Source organism: Actinotignum saccati (assembly GCF_051265055.1).
Taxonomy (GTDB): domain Bacteria; phylum Actinomycetota; class Actinomycetes; order Actinomycetales; family Actinomycetaceae; genus Actinotignum.
Genome location: NZ_JBOZCC010000014.1, coordinates 1 through 12,381, shown reverse-complemented (window position 1 = coordinate 12,381; position 12,381 = coordinate 1). Strand labels below are relative to the sequence as shown.

Annotated in this window: 24 protein-coding genes; 4 read left to right on the top strand and 20 right to left on the bottom strand. The window is 57.0% G+C overall.

Annotation, left to right across the window (positions count from 1 at the left end):
- Position 1 precedes the first annotated feature (1 nt).
- The 16 genes from ACRQEC_RS09070 to ACRQEC_RS08995 form a co-directional block, all read right to left on the bottom strand.
- Complete coding sequence (locus ACRQEC_RS09070; RefSeq protein ID WP_435733024.1) at positions 2 to 595, bottom strand: hypothetical protein; 594 nt, start codon at positions 593 to 595, stop codon at positions 2 to 4.
- A gap of 38 nt (positions 596 to 633) precedes the next feature.
- The gene (locus ACRQEC_RS09065; RefSeq protein WP_274755705.1) at positions 634 to 1,620 is read right to left on the bottom strand and encodes a hypothetical protein; all 987 of its coding nucleotides are present in this window, start codon (positions 1,618 to 1,620) and stop codon (positions 634 to 636) included.
- A gap of 356 nt (positions 1,621 to 1,976) precedes the next feature.
- Complete coding sequence (locus ACRQEC_RS09060; RefSeq protein ID WP_274755706.1) at positions 1,977 to 2,444, bottom strand: hypothetical protein; 468 nt, start codon at positions 2,442 to 2,444, stop codon at positions 1,977 to 1,979.
- Entirely contained in the window at positions 2,441 to 2,821 is a 381-nt protein-coding gene (locus ACRQEC_RS09055; RefSeq protein ID WP_435734871.1) for a hypothetical protein, read from the bottom strand. The genes ACRQEC_RS09060 and ACRQEC_RS09055 overlap by 4 nt, the downstream gene beginning before the upstream one ends.
- Positions 2,793 to 3,077 (bottom strand): hypothetical protein, encoded by a 285-nt coding sequence (locus tag ACRQEC_RS09050; protein ID WP_274755708.1) that lies wholly within the window; start codon positions 3,075 to 3,077, stop codon positions 2,793 to 2,795. The genes ACRQEC_RS09055 and ACRQEC_RS09050 overlap by 29 nt, the downstream gene beginning before the upstream one ends.
- On the bottom strand, positions 3,077 to 3,310 hold the full coding sequence (locus ACRQEC_RS09045) for a hypothetical protein (protein ID WP_274755709.1): 234 nt from the start codon (positions 3,308 to 3,310) through the stop codon (positions 3,077 to 3,079). Before ACRQEC_RS09045 ends, ACRQEC_RS09050 begins: the two co-directional genes overlap by 1 nt.
- Positions 3,310 to 3,573 (bottom strand): hypothetical protein, encoded by a 264-nt coding sequence (locus ACRQEC_RS09040; RefSeq protein ID WP_274736630.1) that lies wholly within the window; start codon positions 3,571 to 3,573, stop codon positions 3,310 to 3,312. The genes ACRQEC_RS09045 and ACRQEC_RS09040 overlap by 1 nt, the downstream gene beginning before the upstream one ends.
- An 80-nt stretch (positions 3,574 to 3,653) precedes the next feature.
- Positions 3,654 to 3,920 carry a hypothetical protein gene (locus ACRQEC_RS09035; protein WP_274755710.1) on the bottom strand — a complete coding sequence of 89 codons (267 nt, stop codon included), beginning with the start codon at positions 3,918 to 3,920 and terminating at the stop codon, positions 3,654 to 3,656.
- Positions 3,921 to 3,925: 5 nt separating this feature from the next.
- Entirely contained in the window at positions 3,926 to 4,216 is a 291-nt protein-coding gene (locus tag ACRQEC_RS09030) for a hypothetical protein (RefSeq protein WP_274755711.1), read from the bottom strand.
- Entirely contained in the window at positions 4,188 to 4,508 is a 321-nt protein-coding gene (locus tag ACRQEC_RS09025; protein ID WP_274755712.1) for a hypothetical protein, read from the bottom strand. The genes ACRQEC_RS09030 and ACRQEC_RS09025 overlap by 29 nt, the downstream gene beginning before the upstream one ends.
- Positions 4,509 to 4,811 (bottom strand): hypothetical protein, encoded by a 303-nt coding sequence (locus ACRQEC_RS09020; RefSeq protein WP_274736615.1) that lies wholly within the window; start codon positions 4,809 to 4,811, stop codon positions 4,509 to 4,511.
- Between the two features lie 177 nt (positions 4,812 to 4,988).
- A complete protein-coding gene (locus ACRQEC_RS09015) occupies positions 4,989 to 5,240 on the bottom strand; it encodes a hypothetical protein (protein WP_274755713.1) in 252 nt (83 codons plus the stop codon).
- A gap of 421 nt (positions 5,241 to 5,661) precedes the next feature.
- Positions 5,662 to 5,892: a hypothetical protein gene (locus ACRQEC_RS09010; RefSeq protein ID WP_274755714.1), complete on the bottom strand. Its 231-nt coding sequence runs from the start codon at positions 5,890 to 5,892 to the stop codon at positions 5,662 to 5,664.
- Complete coding sequence (locus tag ACRQEC_RS09005; protein WP_274755715.1) at positions 5,892 to 6,080, bottom strand: helix-turn-helix domain-containing protein; 189 nt, start codon at positions 6,078 to 6,080, stop codon at positions 5,892 to 5,894. The genes ACRQEC_RS09010 and ACRQEC_RS09005 overlap by 1 nt, the downstream gene beginning before the upstream one ends.
- A complete protein-coding gene (locus ACRQEC_RS09000) occupies positions 6,077 to 6,247 on the bottom strand; it encodes a hypothetical protein (protein WP_435731822.1) in 171 nt (56 codons plus the stop codon). Before ACRQEC_RS09000 ends, ACRQEC_RS09005 begins: the two co-directional genes overlap by 4 nt.
- Positions 6,248 to 6,291: 44 nt before the next feature.
- The gene (locus ACRQEC_RS08995) at positions 6,292 to 6,561 is read right to left on the bottom strand and encodes a helix-turn-helix domain-containing protein (protein ID WP_274755717.1); all 270 of its coding nucleotides are present in this window, start codon (positions 6,559 to 6,561) and stop codon (positions 6,292 to 6,294) included.
- Between the two features lie 82 nt (positions 6,562 to 6,643).
- Here ACRQEC_RS08995 and ACRQEC_RS08990 point away from each other — a divergent pair, with 82 nt between their 5' ends.
- From ACRQEC_RS08990 to ACRQEC_RS08980, 3 genes are all read left to right on the top strand, one after another.
- Positions 6,644 to 6,982 (top strand): helix-turn-helix domain-containing protein, encoded by a 339-nt coding sequence (locus ACRQEC_RS08990; RefSeq protein WP_274755718.1) that lies wholly within the window; start codon positions 6,644 to 6,646, stop codon positions 6,980 to 6,982.
- 80 nt (positions 6,983 to 7,062) lie between these two features.
- A complete protein-coding gene (locus tag ACRQEC_RS08985) occupies positions 7,063 to 7,560 on the top strand; it encodes a helix-turn-helix domain-containing protein (RefSeq protein WP_435731823.1) in 498 nt (165 codons plus the stop codon).
- A gap of 76 nt (positions 7,561 to 7,636) precedes the next feature.
- On the top strand, positions 7,637 to 8,029 hold the full coding sequence (locus ACRQEC_RS08980; protein WP_274755720.1) for an ImmA/IrrE family metallo-endopeptidase: 393 nt from the start codon (positions 7,637 to 7,639) through the stop codon (positions 8,027 to 8,029).
- A gap of 526 nt (positions 8,030 to 8,555) precedes the next feature.
- Here ACRQEC_RS08980 and ACRQEC_RS08975 read toward each other — a convergent pair.
- On the bottom strand, positions 8,556 to 8,870 hold the full coding sequence (locus tag ACRQEC_RS08975; RefSeq protein ID WP_420909425.1) for a helix-turn-helix domain-containing protein: 315 nt from the start codon (positions 8,868 to 8,870) through the stop codon (positions 8,556 to 8,558).
- Between the two features lies 1 nt (position 8,871).
- A complete protein-coding gene (locus tag ACRQEC_RS08970; RefSeq protein ID WP_274755721.1) occupies positions 8,872 to 9,483 on the bottom strand; it encodes a hypothetical protein in 612 nt (203 codons plus the stop codon).
- A 394-nt stretch (positions 9,484 to 9,877) separates the two neighbouring features.
- On the opposite strand from ACRQEC_RS08970, the gene ACRQEC_RS08965 reads away from it, so the two are divergent.
- Positions 9,878 to 10,030: a hypothetical protein gene (locus tag ACRQEC_RS08965; protein ID WP_274736638.1), complete on the top strand. Its 153-nt coding sequence runs from the start codon at positions 9,878 to 9,880 to the stop codon at positions 10,028 to 10,030.
- 587 nt (positions 10,031 to 10,617) lie between these two features.
- Here the strand turns inward: ACRQEC_RS08965 and ACRQEC_RS08960 are convergent.
- Together ACRQEC_RS08960 and ACRQEC_RS08955 are read right to left on the bottom strand one after the other, a co-directional pair.
- Entirely contained in the window at positions 10,618 to 10,800 is a 183-nt protein-coding gene (locus tag ACRQEC_RS08960) for a hypothetical protein (protein ID WP_274755722.1), read from the bottom strand.
- Positions 10,801 to 10,980: 180 nt separating this feature from the next.
- Positions 10,981 to 12,081: a tyrosine-type recombinase/integrase gene (locus ACRQEC_RS08955; RefSeq protein WP_420909426.1), complete on the bottom strand. Its 1,101-nt coding sequence runs from the start codon at positions 12,079 to 12,081 to the stop codon at positions 10,981 to 10,983.
- Between the last annotated feature and the right edge of the window lie 300 nt (positions 12,082 to 12,381).

The following is a 12,381-nucleotide window of genomic DNA, read 5'->3' as shown; positions in this document are numbered from 1 at the left end:
GTTAGAAGGGGAGGGCGTTATCGAACCCGCCCGGAGGGGTTACTGACGCCGGAGCTGCCGGGGCTGCTGGAGCTTGCGGGGCGGGTGCGGCCCACCCTTGCGGGGCTGCCGGAGCCTGCGGGGCCTGCGGGGCCTGCGGTTGTGCGGGGGCCGGGTTACCCCACCCACCCTGAGCCTGCGGGGCTGCGGGTGCTTGGGGCGGTTCAGGCGCCTGGAACCGCGAAGCTTGGATCCGCTCCCAGCACTGCGCGCCAAACTGGGTCTCCTGCTCACTAGCCGCCTGCAGCAGCCACGGCGCAGACTGGCCCGGCTTCGCCTGCCCCTGGCTTACGCGCCCGATCACGAGCTCTCCGATCCGGTTCTTCAGCTGGTTCACCAGCATCCGCGGGAAAATCAGCGTATCCTCGAACGATTCACCAGCCGTGGGGCCGTCGAGCACCCAAATATCAGCGTGAATGACGTCGCTCTCGCCATAGGTAGTTTTGAAGCCGGTCTCATGCTGGGTGGGCTTAATGATCAATAGTGCGCCGTTGACTTCACGCCAAACGATTCCATCACCCGGAGCAGCCGGTGCAACGAAAGGGTTAGTGGACATAATTTTCTTCTCCTTATATATAGGGGTTGTTTTTAGGGTTAGAAGGGGAGGTCTTCGAGCAGCATCTTTTTGCGTGCCGCAGCAGCATCATTAAATTGCCTACTCCACGAGTCTTTATTCGCGTGGTAGATAGCCGCAAGCTCATCGAGCGTTTGCGCTACTTCGATCAGGTCGAGCACGCCGGGGCCTTGTGGTATTTCGATGGGTTGCATCCAATAATCGAATTTATGGGAGCGATATTGCCGGACTTTGGTGGCAAGATGGACATTTTCCCACCCGGCCTTGATGTTGAGCCAGTAGAGTTTGCAGGTGTTTTCTCCTTTCGGCAGGTGAACAATAATCCCGTAATCGCGGTCGACGTCGAGGGGGGTGCGCTCGAATGTTTCGGGGTTATATAGTTGGGAGTTGGCGTAGACGGCGAGCTGCATCGCGAACTTCCCTGCGCCCCAATCCACCGAACCGGTCTTAAGATCGCCCACGTAGTTTTTGCCATCCACCCGGTAGATGCGGTCGAACGTGCCGCCGATCTTGAGTTTGTCGTTGACGACGAAAGTTTCAATATCGACGACCTCGAGCCCGGCTTGGTCACGCATGGCCTGGTAGGCGTCGATGTCGGATTGCCATGGCTCGCCGATATTCGTGATTTCCTCGCCGCGGTCGAGGCGTTCGGTGAAGGCGTGTAGTTCTGTGCCGATGGTTGCTGCGGAGGTTGCCCCGGCATGCTCCTGCGCCGCCTCCACAATCTTATTAAGCTTCTTCTTCCCCTCCGGGCTATCCGGATCCGGGATACCTTTGACTTGGAGGGCCAAATCTTCGCGGCCCGCGATACCCCGCGCCGCCATACGCGCCTTCCACATCATCAAATTCGCTTTATCGTCCAACGCATCCACATAGGTGGTGCATCGCGTGTAGGCGACCGGCTTACCACCCCCTACTGGGGTGATGAGGGGTCGGTCCCAGCGGTCGCGGGGAATGTTTTTCCCTGGCCCCGTCTCGGGGACCGTAGTCAATTTCGTTGTTGTCATTTTTGTTTTCTCCTTGGTTTGTGGCATCGGAAGCAATAACCGCGTGCAGCCAGCCTGGCTGCCCGCCACGCGGGCTTCGCTTCATCTTTTCGATAGAGCGGGATACTGCACCCCCTACACCGCTCCACCCCTAGCGGGGGTTGGGGTTGGGTGTTGTAGTCATCCCATGAGATCGCGTTGGTGACAGCGATGCAGTCTTTACAGAACCGCCCGTGCATTTTGCGGGGTTTCGGGCCGCCACAGCGTTCGCAAGTGGTCATTCTTCGGCTCGCCGCCCGGTAGGTTTACTTGAGAGCGCAGTCAAGAGTGCCTGGACGAATCGCTCGAACCGGCTAAATGGCGCGGGGTCGAGGTGTTTACCCATTATTTTCTTCTCCTTCGGTTTCGGCGTGCTTCGGGTCCGGCTTCGGCATATAGGAAAGGTCAGTTTCCGTAATCCGCAGTGCCTCCACGACCTGATTCAGCGCGACCGCGTAAAGATTGTGGATAAATGCTTTTGTTTGCACGCGGAAGATATCGCGGCGGTCGTGGATTTCTTCCTCTTCGCTGGGGTCTCCGAACGCCCCAGCAGAAAGCCCATTATCAACAAACTCCTGCAACCGCTGGCACGACTCAAGCACCGTGGACACGTCGTTAATGGTGGTTGATAGCCGTTTAACGTTACCGATATACCGCGTGACAGCCGTGTAGGTGTCGTTGATTCTGACCGTGTCGTCCCCGGGGTTAATAACATTTTCTATATCCTCCACCGGACGCCCGGTGTTATATGCGATGATCTCGGGGGTTAGTTCGAGTTCTCGCATTAAGGTTTCGAGGTATCTCATGCTTGTGTCCTTTCTTTTAGGGTGTTGGTGAGGGCGGCGCGGAGTAAATCGGCGTCTGCCTGGGTGGAAGCACCGGATGCCACTTTGGCTAGCGCAACTTCGATGGCGTCCCCGAGGTAAGGCGAGTTGAATACTTGCTCGCATCCGCAGGTGAGGGCATGCGCAAGGTTGATGAGGCAAATATGGAGGATTTCCGCGTGTTTCGCTGCTTGGAAAGACACCATAAGACACTGACCGGCCAGGTCTTCCACGAACGGCGGCTCCTGGTTGATAAGCCCGTCCCATTCTTTCATCGTGGCGATGAGGTCATCCGCAACCTCATCGATAACCCGACTGAGCTCCGAATGCTCAGCGAGAACTGGATGCTGATTGCCCATTATTTTCTCCTTTCTGGACTTGGTCACGCCACTCCTTCAGGGTGCCGGTGAGCAAGCATCCGAGGTCCCGGATTGTCCGGGCGTCTGCTTCCAGCTCTTCCGCAAGCCGGATAGCCTCCGTGAAGGTATCCTCAGACGGCGCCTGATCGGCGATGTATGTGTGGGCGAAGAGTTCGAGGATTTCTTCACGCCGGATCCGCATGTGGCGCGTAAAAATATTGAGATTGCTAGTAATATTGAGGATTTTCTGTTTCATTAGGCGTCCCCGTTGATCGTGTCATCCAAGAGCTTCTGCCGGTCACGCTCCAGCGCGCGCGGGTCGATATCATGGAATTTCGCCACCGCAGGCTCCGGATTCCAAATCCACTCCTCCGGGTCCTCATATTCGCCCGTGACCCAATCGATAAATGCTAGACAGGCGTTATATTCTTTCGAGATTTCGTCGAATTTTGCGAGTTCGGGGTAGCGTTCCGCGAGATTCTTATTCATTAGTTTTCCTTTTCGAGTAGTCGGTTGAGTTTGGCTTCGAGATTGTCGAGTTGGGTGGCAAGCCGGGCTTGGTATTCCCGGATTGCAGCAAGGTCTTTTTGAGCCGCGTAGAGTTTCTCGGTATCCACGCAGGAGGGGTAGTTACCGCGCGTGTTACCGCGAAGCTGCGCTATTGTTTCCGCAAGAGTGCCGATGGTTTCTTCTGCCTGGACTCTTGCCCTGATAAATGCAATTGCTTCTTCAAAAGTTCGGGTTTTCGCCATGATTTCCTTTGGTTATTTGTGTTCGTTGAGCCAGATCAGGTAAGCAGCCACGAGCATGAGGCCGGCCATAATGATCACCATCAGGAGGCCCTCTCGCATTTTTCGATCAAGCCCAAGTCGACCTCCTGATATAGCGAGCAGGCTTCATGGATCCGGCCTACATCTAAGGCCGCTTTAATAAGGAGGTCTTGCGGGCCATACCCTGACGGGATCCTTTCCTTTTCCCTCGAAGCAAAGTTATCTAGCATGTGCGCGAGATCTTCTACTTCGGCGTGTAGGCAATCAAATATCCGGGCTTTCAGGGCTTCTTTATATTCTTTGAGCGTTAAGGGCTTTTGGTTATCCATGGGGCTTATTCACCTTTCTTCTCGTGGGTGGCTCGGGGTTGGGGCACATGCCCGGACGGCAAGCTTTTAAGTGCTTCGTCCAGGTAGTGGAGGGTGTCTTTGGCCTGGAAGGCGCGTCCCTGGTATTCGGCTCGCAAAATGTTAAAGACGTGGTAATATTCTCCGGCCCAGCAGGCCTCGTTACATTTTTCTTCGTATTTTTCGGCGAGCTGCTGGTAGTAATCGATGGTTTTCTCCAGGCGGTCACGCAATCTCTGCGAGATCTCTTTAACTAGATCGCGAGTTCGATGTGTCATTATTTTCACCTCCTTCCAGGTCAGTAATGGTGGGTGGGGTGAGCGTGGTTGCGTTCACCCATCCGAGGAGGGTTGTGTAGGCTTCGAGCATGCCGTCGGTATAGGTGGCCCAGTGGACCCATTTTTCGGCTTCCAGATATTCACCTTCGGCGAATGCGTCTTGCGCGAGCTCTTCCCATTTTCTCTTTTCGCACTGTTGGTCGTCGATGCTGAATTTCAGGGCTTGCGTGATGCGCTTCGTGTAAGCGTCCCATGCCGCACGCACAGCCTGGTCGGGGGTTAGGGGTCTCATTTATTCTTCTCCTGCGGCTTCGGCGTCGGCGAGCTCAGCTTCCAGCGCTTCATTACGCGCATCCCACAGCACCCCGGAAGCGGTGCGAGCGGTCGCGTAGAGGTCTTGGGCGAGGGCCTGGATATTCCCGGCGCACCGGTTCGCGTATTCCAGGAATCCGGTTTCTTCTCCGCGGGAGTGGCGTGAGGTTTCGTAGGCTTCGGTCATCGCCCGCGCGAAATGGTTAAGCCCAGCAGCTTGCGCTTCAGCCTGATAGACGATCTGCGGGAGAGAGGACGGGCTTAGTTTGTGGGTGGGTTCCATGGGGTCGCTCCAATAATCAGGTAGGTGGTTGTGTAGGTGTGTCCGACGAGGATCGCGAAAGTGACGAGCAGGGAGATGATGCTGTTGCCTTGTAGGGCGAGGATGAGCCCGGTAATAATCAGGGCATATATCAGGAGTGCTGGGGCGATAAGTAGCGCCGTGTAGTAGGAGCCACGTCTAGCTTGCTGCCTGCGAGTCGATTGCTTGTAGTTTTTCGTTGAGGGTGTAGAGGTGCTCGATGATCGCCGCATTACGAGCTTTGAGCCGGGTGTAGGTGGCCTGTTCATGGTGGTTAAGTCCTTCCATGCTGGTGTTGTTCAGCAAATAATTCGATGAGAGTGAGGATTGATAGATTTTTTGTAGCTGGACCTCGATGAGCCCGAGCTGGCTGGTGAGTTGGTCGTAGGCGAGGCGCTGCGCATGAAACATTAAGCTGCCTTGGGTGGGTAGAGTTGCGTCATGGATTGGGTGAATGTGGTCCCGATGGGGATCTCCGTTATTGCTGCCGGGGTCTCGGTCTGGCAAGGGGTAGAGGCTAGGCGTGCCAGGAATGAAGCACGGGAAGCGTCCGAGCGTTCCGCGGCGGCTGCCGAACGGTCAGCGAAGGCCGACGAGACGCTAGCGGAGTTAGCGGTTCGGGAAGCGTCTTTGCGGACGATGCCTTGGCAGATAGAGTGGGTTGCTGGGCAGGCGTATTCCCTCGTAAACACATCCAGGGAAACGATGCGGGACGTGTCGATAGAATTCCCAGAAAACTCGTTTACTCGAGGGGATTTCCCGGTCGACGTCGAGGGTGGTTCGAGTGTGGATTTCATTTTTGCTCCTACGCTGGCGAGTCCGGGGGATCGGGTTACGGTTCGCTGGTTGTGGCCGGATGGGGATCCGGGGAGCTGGTCAAAACGGTGCCTTCCACGGAATCCAGCATGAGCGTGACATCCGCGAGGATTAGCCCTCCAGGAGTGATCCTGATTGTTATTGGGCTTCCCGCGTAGATCGCGAGCGCTTGCCCGTTAGAGTCGAGAATTTGTTTTACTTGCATGACGGGTTCTTTTCCCCCGTTAACGGTTCGTTGTAGTGTCATTATTTTTTCCTTTCGGGGTTCATGTAGCGCTCCAAATCCACCGGCGCGATCCGGTACTGCTTGCCGAACCGGTAGGCTTTGAGTTCTTTGCGTTGGACGGCCTGATAGACAGTGCCAACATTCAAGTCGAGGTATTCGGCGACTTGTTTCACGGTGAGCATTTTTTGGGCTGTGCCTGGCGTAATCATCGGGGGCTCCTAGACGAGGGGTTATTTAATCGGTCGAGGTTGGTATCCAGCTTTTGTGCCAGGTCCGTGAGCCGGGTCCTGGCAATATTGAGGAGAGGACGGTCGTCGTCTCCGGCGTTGGGGAGGGCTTTGAGGAGGTGGATGGTCGCGTCGAGTTGAGTGAGCATGTCGTCGCTCCAGAGGACGCCTGCGGGGTAGTTTTCGGGTCTCATTAGTTGGTTTCCTTTGCTTTCTTTGCGGCTTCCTCCGCACGGCGGAGAAGCTCGGGGAGTGGCACGTTTAGGGCTAAACAGATTTCGGCCAAGTCTGAGGACGTGAATTCGACGTCGCCACGAACTTTTCTCCCTAATACATTTGGGTGCATGCCGATGGACTCGGAAAGCGTGCTGATCTTCTGCTTTTTCCTGGCCATCTCCGCGCGGACTTCCGCTGCAATGGAGTCGACCAGCGAGGGGATAAACCCATTCTGGTTTTCGTTCATGCTTGAACTCTAGAACCTAATTCGGTTCCTGTCAAACCTAAACAGGTTGCAAAAGGTGTGACACGTGCCCTAGGCTTGTGTCATGAACAAGCGTGGTGGAAAGAAACTAAAGCCCGTTGACGCCGCAGCCGTCAACCTACTGGCTGCGGCCGTCGCAGGATCTGGACGCACTCATAAAGAGATAGCGGAAGAAATCGGAATCTCGCAAAATCGTGTGAGCACCATTCTTCGCGGAGATACGCCGCCTGCAACCCTCGGGGAAATCTATGCCATTGCCGAAGCTGCGGGGGCAGATGGCTCGACCATTGTCGTTAAAGCCTGCGAAACTCGTACGCCCGCCCCCTCCCCTGATGATTATGCGGTTGCCGCCTTGGATTACGGGGTCGATCCCGAAGCCGAAGCTGAAGGAATGTGGGAATGAGTAGCCGCAGTGGGAAGAAATTACTTCCCATTGATTCATCGGTGTGGACAAATTTACGCAAACATGCGAAGGAATAACACGTGCAGCAAAAGAGAGAAATTCCAGGCCCTTTCAATGAGAAAGTTGTTGAGGTTCTCCGTGAGAAAATTGATGAATACGGTCTTACTCAAAGTGACGCGGGTGAGGCCGCGGGGATTGATAGGGGCCGTATGAGCCGCTTAATGAACCTGAAGAACTCGCTCTACCTAAACACTTTGGCTGAGATTTGCGCCACACTCGATCTCAACGTTGCTGAAATCGTTGCCGAAGCGGAGCGCAGGATGCCGCAGAAAAAGAAAGCTGGAGCGAATGTTCCGATCAGTTGGCGTGTGGCGGAGGAAATAAAAGATCTGGCCCAGGAGCAAGGCGTGTCCGGTGTGGAGCTGGCTCGCCGCAGTGGAGTATCTCAGGCGCAAGTGGCTCGTATCCTTACGCATGAGCGCAAAATTAGCCTTGAGCATCTCCACAAGATCGCCAATGCGCTAGGAACCTCGGCCCCTGCAATTTTGGCGCGTGCAGAGGAGCGCGTTCGCGCCTAAATTTTTGTCGTAGTCGCCCCTTACACTTCTTCCTGTAGAACACACGTACGAGACTTTATAGGGAAAGGGGGCCTACATGATGACGGAGCAGGAGATCCTGGCCACGCTCCACTCCTGGGGCATCCGGGTTACCGAGGCTCCGTTGCCTGGTACGCTGCGTGGCCACTACTGTCACACCACCCGCACCATCACGCTACGCAAAGGGCTCACCACGCCCCAACGCCGCGCCACCCTGGCCCATGAATACATCCACGCACTCAAGGCTCATGATGGGCCGCAGGACCAACTCACCGAGGCATGGGTCGATGAACAAGCAGCCCTGCTCATCATCAACCCTGCCGAGCTGGCTCTTGCCGAAGCTCTCTATGGGCCGAACCCCTGCGCCCTCGCGCGTGAGCTCGACGCCACGCCGGGGCTTGTTTGTGCGTATATGCGGGCCATGGAACGCCACCCCACGAGGACAAAATGAAGGGAGGGGAACCCCGTACGTGGGGGTTCTCCTCCCTTGTTGCCCCCGCTTGCGCGGGGAATGTGTAAGGCAAAGTATTCCACCTTGACTTACCCCCGCTTGCGCGGGGAACACGTTAGTCAACGCATCAAACCTTGACTTACCCCCGCGTTAGCGGGGAATTAGCGGCCATAGGAATTACCCCCGCTTGCGCGGGAAGAGTTTTCCTTAGGCGCGGTTAGCCGTGTCTGGGAATTACCCCCGCTTGCGCGGGGAATGATGCGAGGCAAGACACTGAACCCGGAATTACCCCCACTAATGCGGGGAAAAGTATTGTCCAATACTCTAGACCCGGAATTACCCCCGCTTGCGCGGGGAAAGGTGCAGTCAAGCCATTAGACCCGGAATTACCCCCGCTTGCGCGGGGAAAGGGTTACGGCGATATCCCAAACCTTGACTTACCCCCGCGTGAGCGGGGAATAGCGGCCGCTGGTTAAAGTATGCACCCCCCACGAAAGAAAAGCAACAACACCACACCAAACCGCACTCATTCCCACGCGGCGTCAATCCCCGGATTCTGCTCAAGAGCCCGCCCAAGAGCCGCCATATAAAACCCACGCGGAAACCCCCGCCCACCGCTACGAGGCATAACCACCCTGCCAGCATGGCTGGCCATCTTCCCAGCCAAACCACCCTGCACACTCACCAACTCTTCTATCTTCGCGGCGACGCCTTCGGGGATGGGTGAGCGGCCCGTCTCCCACGCCCGAACACTCCTCTCACCAACACCCAGAATTTCGGCGAGTTCTGTGCGTTGGAGTCCGAGGAGTGTCCGGTAGGCCGTGAACACGGGTCCCTGCATTCTAGCGGCCTGTGCGTTCGTGCCAGCGAGCCAGGAACGCGGCCTTGACCTCGCGGTCCTTCATGTGGGCATCGAGGGGGATTCCGGCGTAGATGCGGCGAGCCTCACCCGAATAGATCGGGAAGCTAGCGGCGGTCATGATCGCGTCGCGTTCGGTTTCGGCCTTGTCTACCGCGGCGGGGATCTCCACTTTCAGCGTTTCGATGGCGTCGGCGATGTTGAATTCGTCGAGCCAGTCGAGCACGTGCTTGAGTTCGCGGGCGGTGCTACGAGGTGCACGGAGGATACGACGGTACGAGCCAGCCACGTTGTCTTCGTCGGTGAAGGGGCCGTCTTCGTATCCGGCGGGGTTCCGGCGTGAGGTGGGGATGAGCTGGTAGGTGGCGCCATCCACGCGGGTGAGAGCTGCGCCGTATTCGCGCCGGGCTCCTACAACCCCGCAGGAGATCGAATCACCGAAATCGGTTACCTGTAGATTGAGGTGTGCGGCGACGGCTTGCAGGAACGGGTAAACATCAGCGTCGGTGAGGGTTTCGTCGAACTTCGCGGTGATATCGGTGATGATTTCTTCGCGGTTGTCGTTGGCTTGCTTGGTTTCGAAGATGCCGTACATTTTTGTTTTTTCCTTTTCTGGAGTTTGTCTCCATTGTGGCTGGGCTTGTTCCCTTGCCTTGTACCTACAGTTTATATACCCGCTCATGTTTCCACAAGAGAGATGGGGTGTGACGATAGCCACATGCTTTGTTTGGGTGCGCACCCTTGACTACACGGTATTACTACCGTATAGTTAGGGGTGTCAGAGGGAATAAAGAAAACCATCTGACAGAAAGGAGAAAAAATGGAAATACTAACCGGCACCGCAGCAGTCATCGCCGCGATAGCCGCCTTAGTAAAAGCAACGGCAGATCTCATCACAGCCCTAGCACAGCGAGATAAGAACTAGCCAAAACCTCCTAGCCCTTGCAACCCTAGCAAGGGCTAGGACCCACCCGCAAGGAGCACCTAACATGACCACATACATCATTATCCTGGCAGCCGCGCTAACCATCCTGGCCAGCCACCTACACGCACCCGCGCTACTTATCCTCACCGCCGCGACCCTAACCCTAGCTGCTGGCATCATTGCCACCTACGCCACCTACAGAAAGAACTGGAAATGACTACCCGCTACCTAACCACTGGTGAAGCCGCGCAGCGACTCGGGATCCAGCGAACCACCTTCACCTCCTACGTCCAAAAAGGACTCACGCCACCCCCGGATGCAATAACCGGCACCATCCAGGGATGGCTACCCGAAACCATTGACGACTGGAACGCGAACCGCCCGGGGCGTGGAGCGCGTACAGACCTCAAAGACCGCTCTAACCCCGGGTGTTAGAGTAACTACCCCTATTTTTCCGCGTGTTCCCGCGGGAAAGTAGGGGCACTCTATATCTACTCTAAAAATGTTAGAGTACCCCGGAGCTTCGCTTCGTAGCCCCTCGTCGCTCCTCGTAGCCTCCGGCTTCACTGCCGTGTGGCAATGAGGGTGGCAAGCGTGCTCGCCTTCTTTCGCCTCCTTTCGCCACCTCCGCCTCCGGGCGGGTGTGATATAGGGCAGTTGTTCGGGATTCCCGAACAACTGCGCAATCGCGTCCAATCGCCGCGCCATCGCCCCGGCCCCCCGCTCGTGGTATGTGCGGGCGAACTATTCGAGTTTTTCGAATAGTTGCCTAGCTAACACTCACGCCAACACTCAACTCAACACTCATGTGGTGAGTGTTGAGTTGAGAGTTTTTGACCAAAGCGTCCAACGGTATCCAAACCCGTCCAATTTCGCCCAGGGTGGTGTGGTAGGGCCGTCCATAACCGTCCAAATCCCGTCCATAACCGTCCAAATCCCGTCCATAACCGTCCAAACTCCGTCCATAACCGTCCAAACTCCGTCCATACCACACCCCACCCGGACTGGTTCGGACTGGCTCGGACTGGGCCGGACGGCGCAAGCGATTCGGTTAAGTCTGTGGCAAGTCTGCGCTAAGTCTCCACTAAGGACATTCGCGCGGGAAAAGTCTCACGGTTTCTCACGGTTCCGCCTCACACTTTCTCACGCTCCGAACCGGCCCGCGTATTATGAGCCGCGGACCCGCTCCGCCAACTCCCGCCCCCGATCAATACTTGAGTGCTGGTAGATCATGACGGTTTCCGCGCTGGTATGGCCCGCGAGCGCCATAAGATCAGCCAGCGTGGCCCCCGCGGCCCCGAAATTCGTGAGCGCCGTATGCCGTAGGTCGTGATTCCACAGCCTTGGCAGCCCGGCTTTCTCCCCGGCTCGGCGCACCGCCCCCAACACCACACGATCAGACACCACGCCGGGCTTCAACCCTGGCCGGTAGATCAGCTTCGATTCCTCACCCGCGGGCACATAATCCCGCAGGTGTGCTTCTACTTTCGCCAGGTCGCCCTCGGTGAGTGGAATACGCCGGTTACCCGCCCTACTCTTCGGTGGGCCGATCACTAGCTCGCCGCGTGGCCCGCGCTTCACCGCACGCCGCACGCTCACGACGCCCGCCCGCGCGTCAACATCCCGGCGCTCTAAAGCGACGAGTTCGCCCACGCGTAGCCCATATACGGCCATGAGCATGATAGGAACCCGCCACTCATCCTCCGCACAATCCAGCAACGCATCCACCTGCTCGGGGGTGAGCGCCACCGATTCGCGGACCTTCTCCGCCCGGCCCTTACCCCCGGTCACTTTCACCGGACTTGTGTCAATAAAACCCGCTTTGACCGCGGCGCTCATGACCGCAGAAAACGTGAGCATGACGTTGCGGGCTGTGGTCAAAGACCGGCCCGCGCGAACACTGTCATACACCCGTGTACCGGTGTCCTCACTGACCTCGGTAAGGGGATAGTCCCCGGCGATGGGCAGGATGTGGCGTCGTAGGTGCGTGGTATAAGACCGGATGGTGTTAGGCGACCGGATACCCTCAAGCTGGCCTATCCATTGCTCGGCCCATTCCTTCAGGGTTATATCCCCGTGGCCTGGCTCGCTCCCGCCTGGCCGGGTCCAGGTCCCATTTAGGATCTCTGCATGGATCCGAGCCAGGTCATTGCGGACTGCGGTTTTTGTTCCGCGGGTCGGCGTATAGTAATCCTTCCCTCCAACCCGGTAGCGGCCTTCATATCGGCCTTTGGTTCGCTCCCTTACGCTTCCGAATTGCCGCACCATCCCCGCACCCCTTTTATTATTCGTGGCATACCCCCGGGGTTGGGGGTACAAAACCGCCCCGCCCCGGTTTGTACCCCCCAATGTACCCCCAAGAACCCCCCAAAGGCCACCAAAGACCAGAATAAACACGACACGAAAACGCTACCCCGACGCCGACTTTCCCGCACCCTACCAACAAAAACTAAGCCCCCAAGCCGATTATCCGGCTTGGGGGCTAAACCTAAAGCGGAGAGTAAGGGAATCGAAACCACCCCGCACGAACACAGGGCAAACTCGGGACGTACCCCCGAAATGTACCCC

Coding starts and splice junctions, on each gene's coding strand:
- ACRQEC_RS09070 (WP_435733024.1), bottom strand. CDS start 595: ATGTCCACTAACCCTTTCGTTGCACCGGCTGCTCCGGGTGATGGAATC.
- ACRQEC_RS09065 (WP_274755705.1), bottom strand. CDS start 1,620: ATGACAACAACGAAATTGACTACGGTCCCCGAGACGGGGCCAGGGAAA.
- ACRQEC_RS09060 (WP_274755706.1), bottom strand. CDS start 2,444: ATGAGATACCTCGAAACCTTAATGCGAGAACTCGAACTAACCCCCGAG.
- ACRQEC_RS09055 (WP_435734871.1), bottom strand. CDS start 2,821: ATGGGCAATCAGCATCCAGTTCTCGCTGAGCATTCGGAGCTCAGTCGG.
- ACRQEC_RS09050 (WP_274755708.1), bottom strand. CDS start 3,077: ATGAAACAGAAAATCCTCAATATTACTAGCAATCTCAATATTTTTACG.
- ACRQEC_RS09045 (WP_274755709.1), bottom strand. CDS start 3,310: ATGAATAAGAATCTCGCGGAACGCTACCCCGAACTCGCAAAATTCGAC.
- ACRQEC_RS09040 (WP_274736630.1), bottom strand. CDS start 3,573: ATGGCGAAAACCCGAACTTTTGAAGAAGCAATTGCATTTATCAGGGCA.
- ACRQEC_RS09035 (WP_274755710.1), bottom strand. CDS start 3,920: ATGGATAACCAAAAGCCCTTAACGCTCAAAGAATATAAAGAAGCCCTG.
- ACRQEC_RS09030 (WP_274755711.1), bottom strand. CDS start 4,216: ATGACACATCGAACTCGCGATCTAGTTAAAGAGATCTCGCAGAGATTG.
- ACRQEC_RS09025 (WP_274755712.1), bottom strand. CDS start 4,508: ATGAGACCCCTAACCCCCGACCAGGCTGTGCGTGCGGCATGGGACGCT.
- ACRQEC_RS09020 (WP_274736615.1), bottom strand. CDS start 4,811: ATGGAACCCACCCACAAACTAAGCCCGTCCTCTCTCCCGCAGATCGTC.
- ACRQEC_RS09015 (WP_274755713.1), bottom strand. CDS start 5,240: ATGTTTCATGCGCAGCGCCTCGCCTACGACCAACTCACCAGCCAGCTC.
- ACRQEC_RS09010 (WP_274755714.1), bottom strand. CDS start 5,892: ATGACACTACAACGAACCGTTAACGGGGGAAAAGAACCCGTCATGCAA.
- ACRQEC_RS09005 (WP_274755715.1), bottom strand. CDS start 6,080: ATGATTACGCCAGGCACAGCCCAAAAAATGCTCACCGTGAAACAAGTC.
- ACRQEC_RS09000 (WP_435731822.1), bottom strand. CDS start 6,247: ATGCTCACTCAACTCGACGCGACCATCCACCTCCTCAAAGCCCTCCCC.
- ACRQEC_RS08995 (WP_274755717.1), bottom strand. CDS start 6,561: ATGAACGAAAACCAGAATGGGTTTATCCCCTCGCTGGTCGACTCCATT.
- ACRQEC_RS08990 (WP_274755718.1), top strand. CDS start 6,644: ATGAACAAGCGTGGTGGAAAGAAACTAAAGCCCGTTGACGCCGCAGCC.
- ACRQEC_RS08980 (WP_274755720.1), top strand. CDS start 7,637: ATGATGACGGAGCAGGAGATCCTGGCCACGCTCCACTCCTGGGGCATC.
- ACRQEC_RS08975 (WP_420909425.1), bottom strand. CDS start 8,870: ATGCAGGGACCCGTGTTCACGGCCTACCGGACACTCCTCGGACTCCAA.
- ACRQEC_RS08970 (WP_274755721.1), bottom strand. CDS start 9,483: ATGTACGGCATCTTCGAAACCAAGCAAGCCAACGACAACCGCGAAGAA.
- ACRQEC_RS08965 (WP_274736638.1), top strand. CDS start 9,878: ATGACCACATACATCATTATCCTGGCAGCCGCGCTAACCATCCTGGCC.
- ACRQEC_RS08960 (WP_274755722.1), bottom strand. CDS start 10,800: ATGGACGGAGTTTGGACGGTTATGGACGGAGTTTGGACGGTTATGGAC.
- ACRQEC_RS08955 (WP_420909426.1), bottom strand. CDS start 12,081: ATGGTGCGGCAATTCGGAAGCGTAAGGGAGCGAACCAAAGGCCGATAT.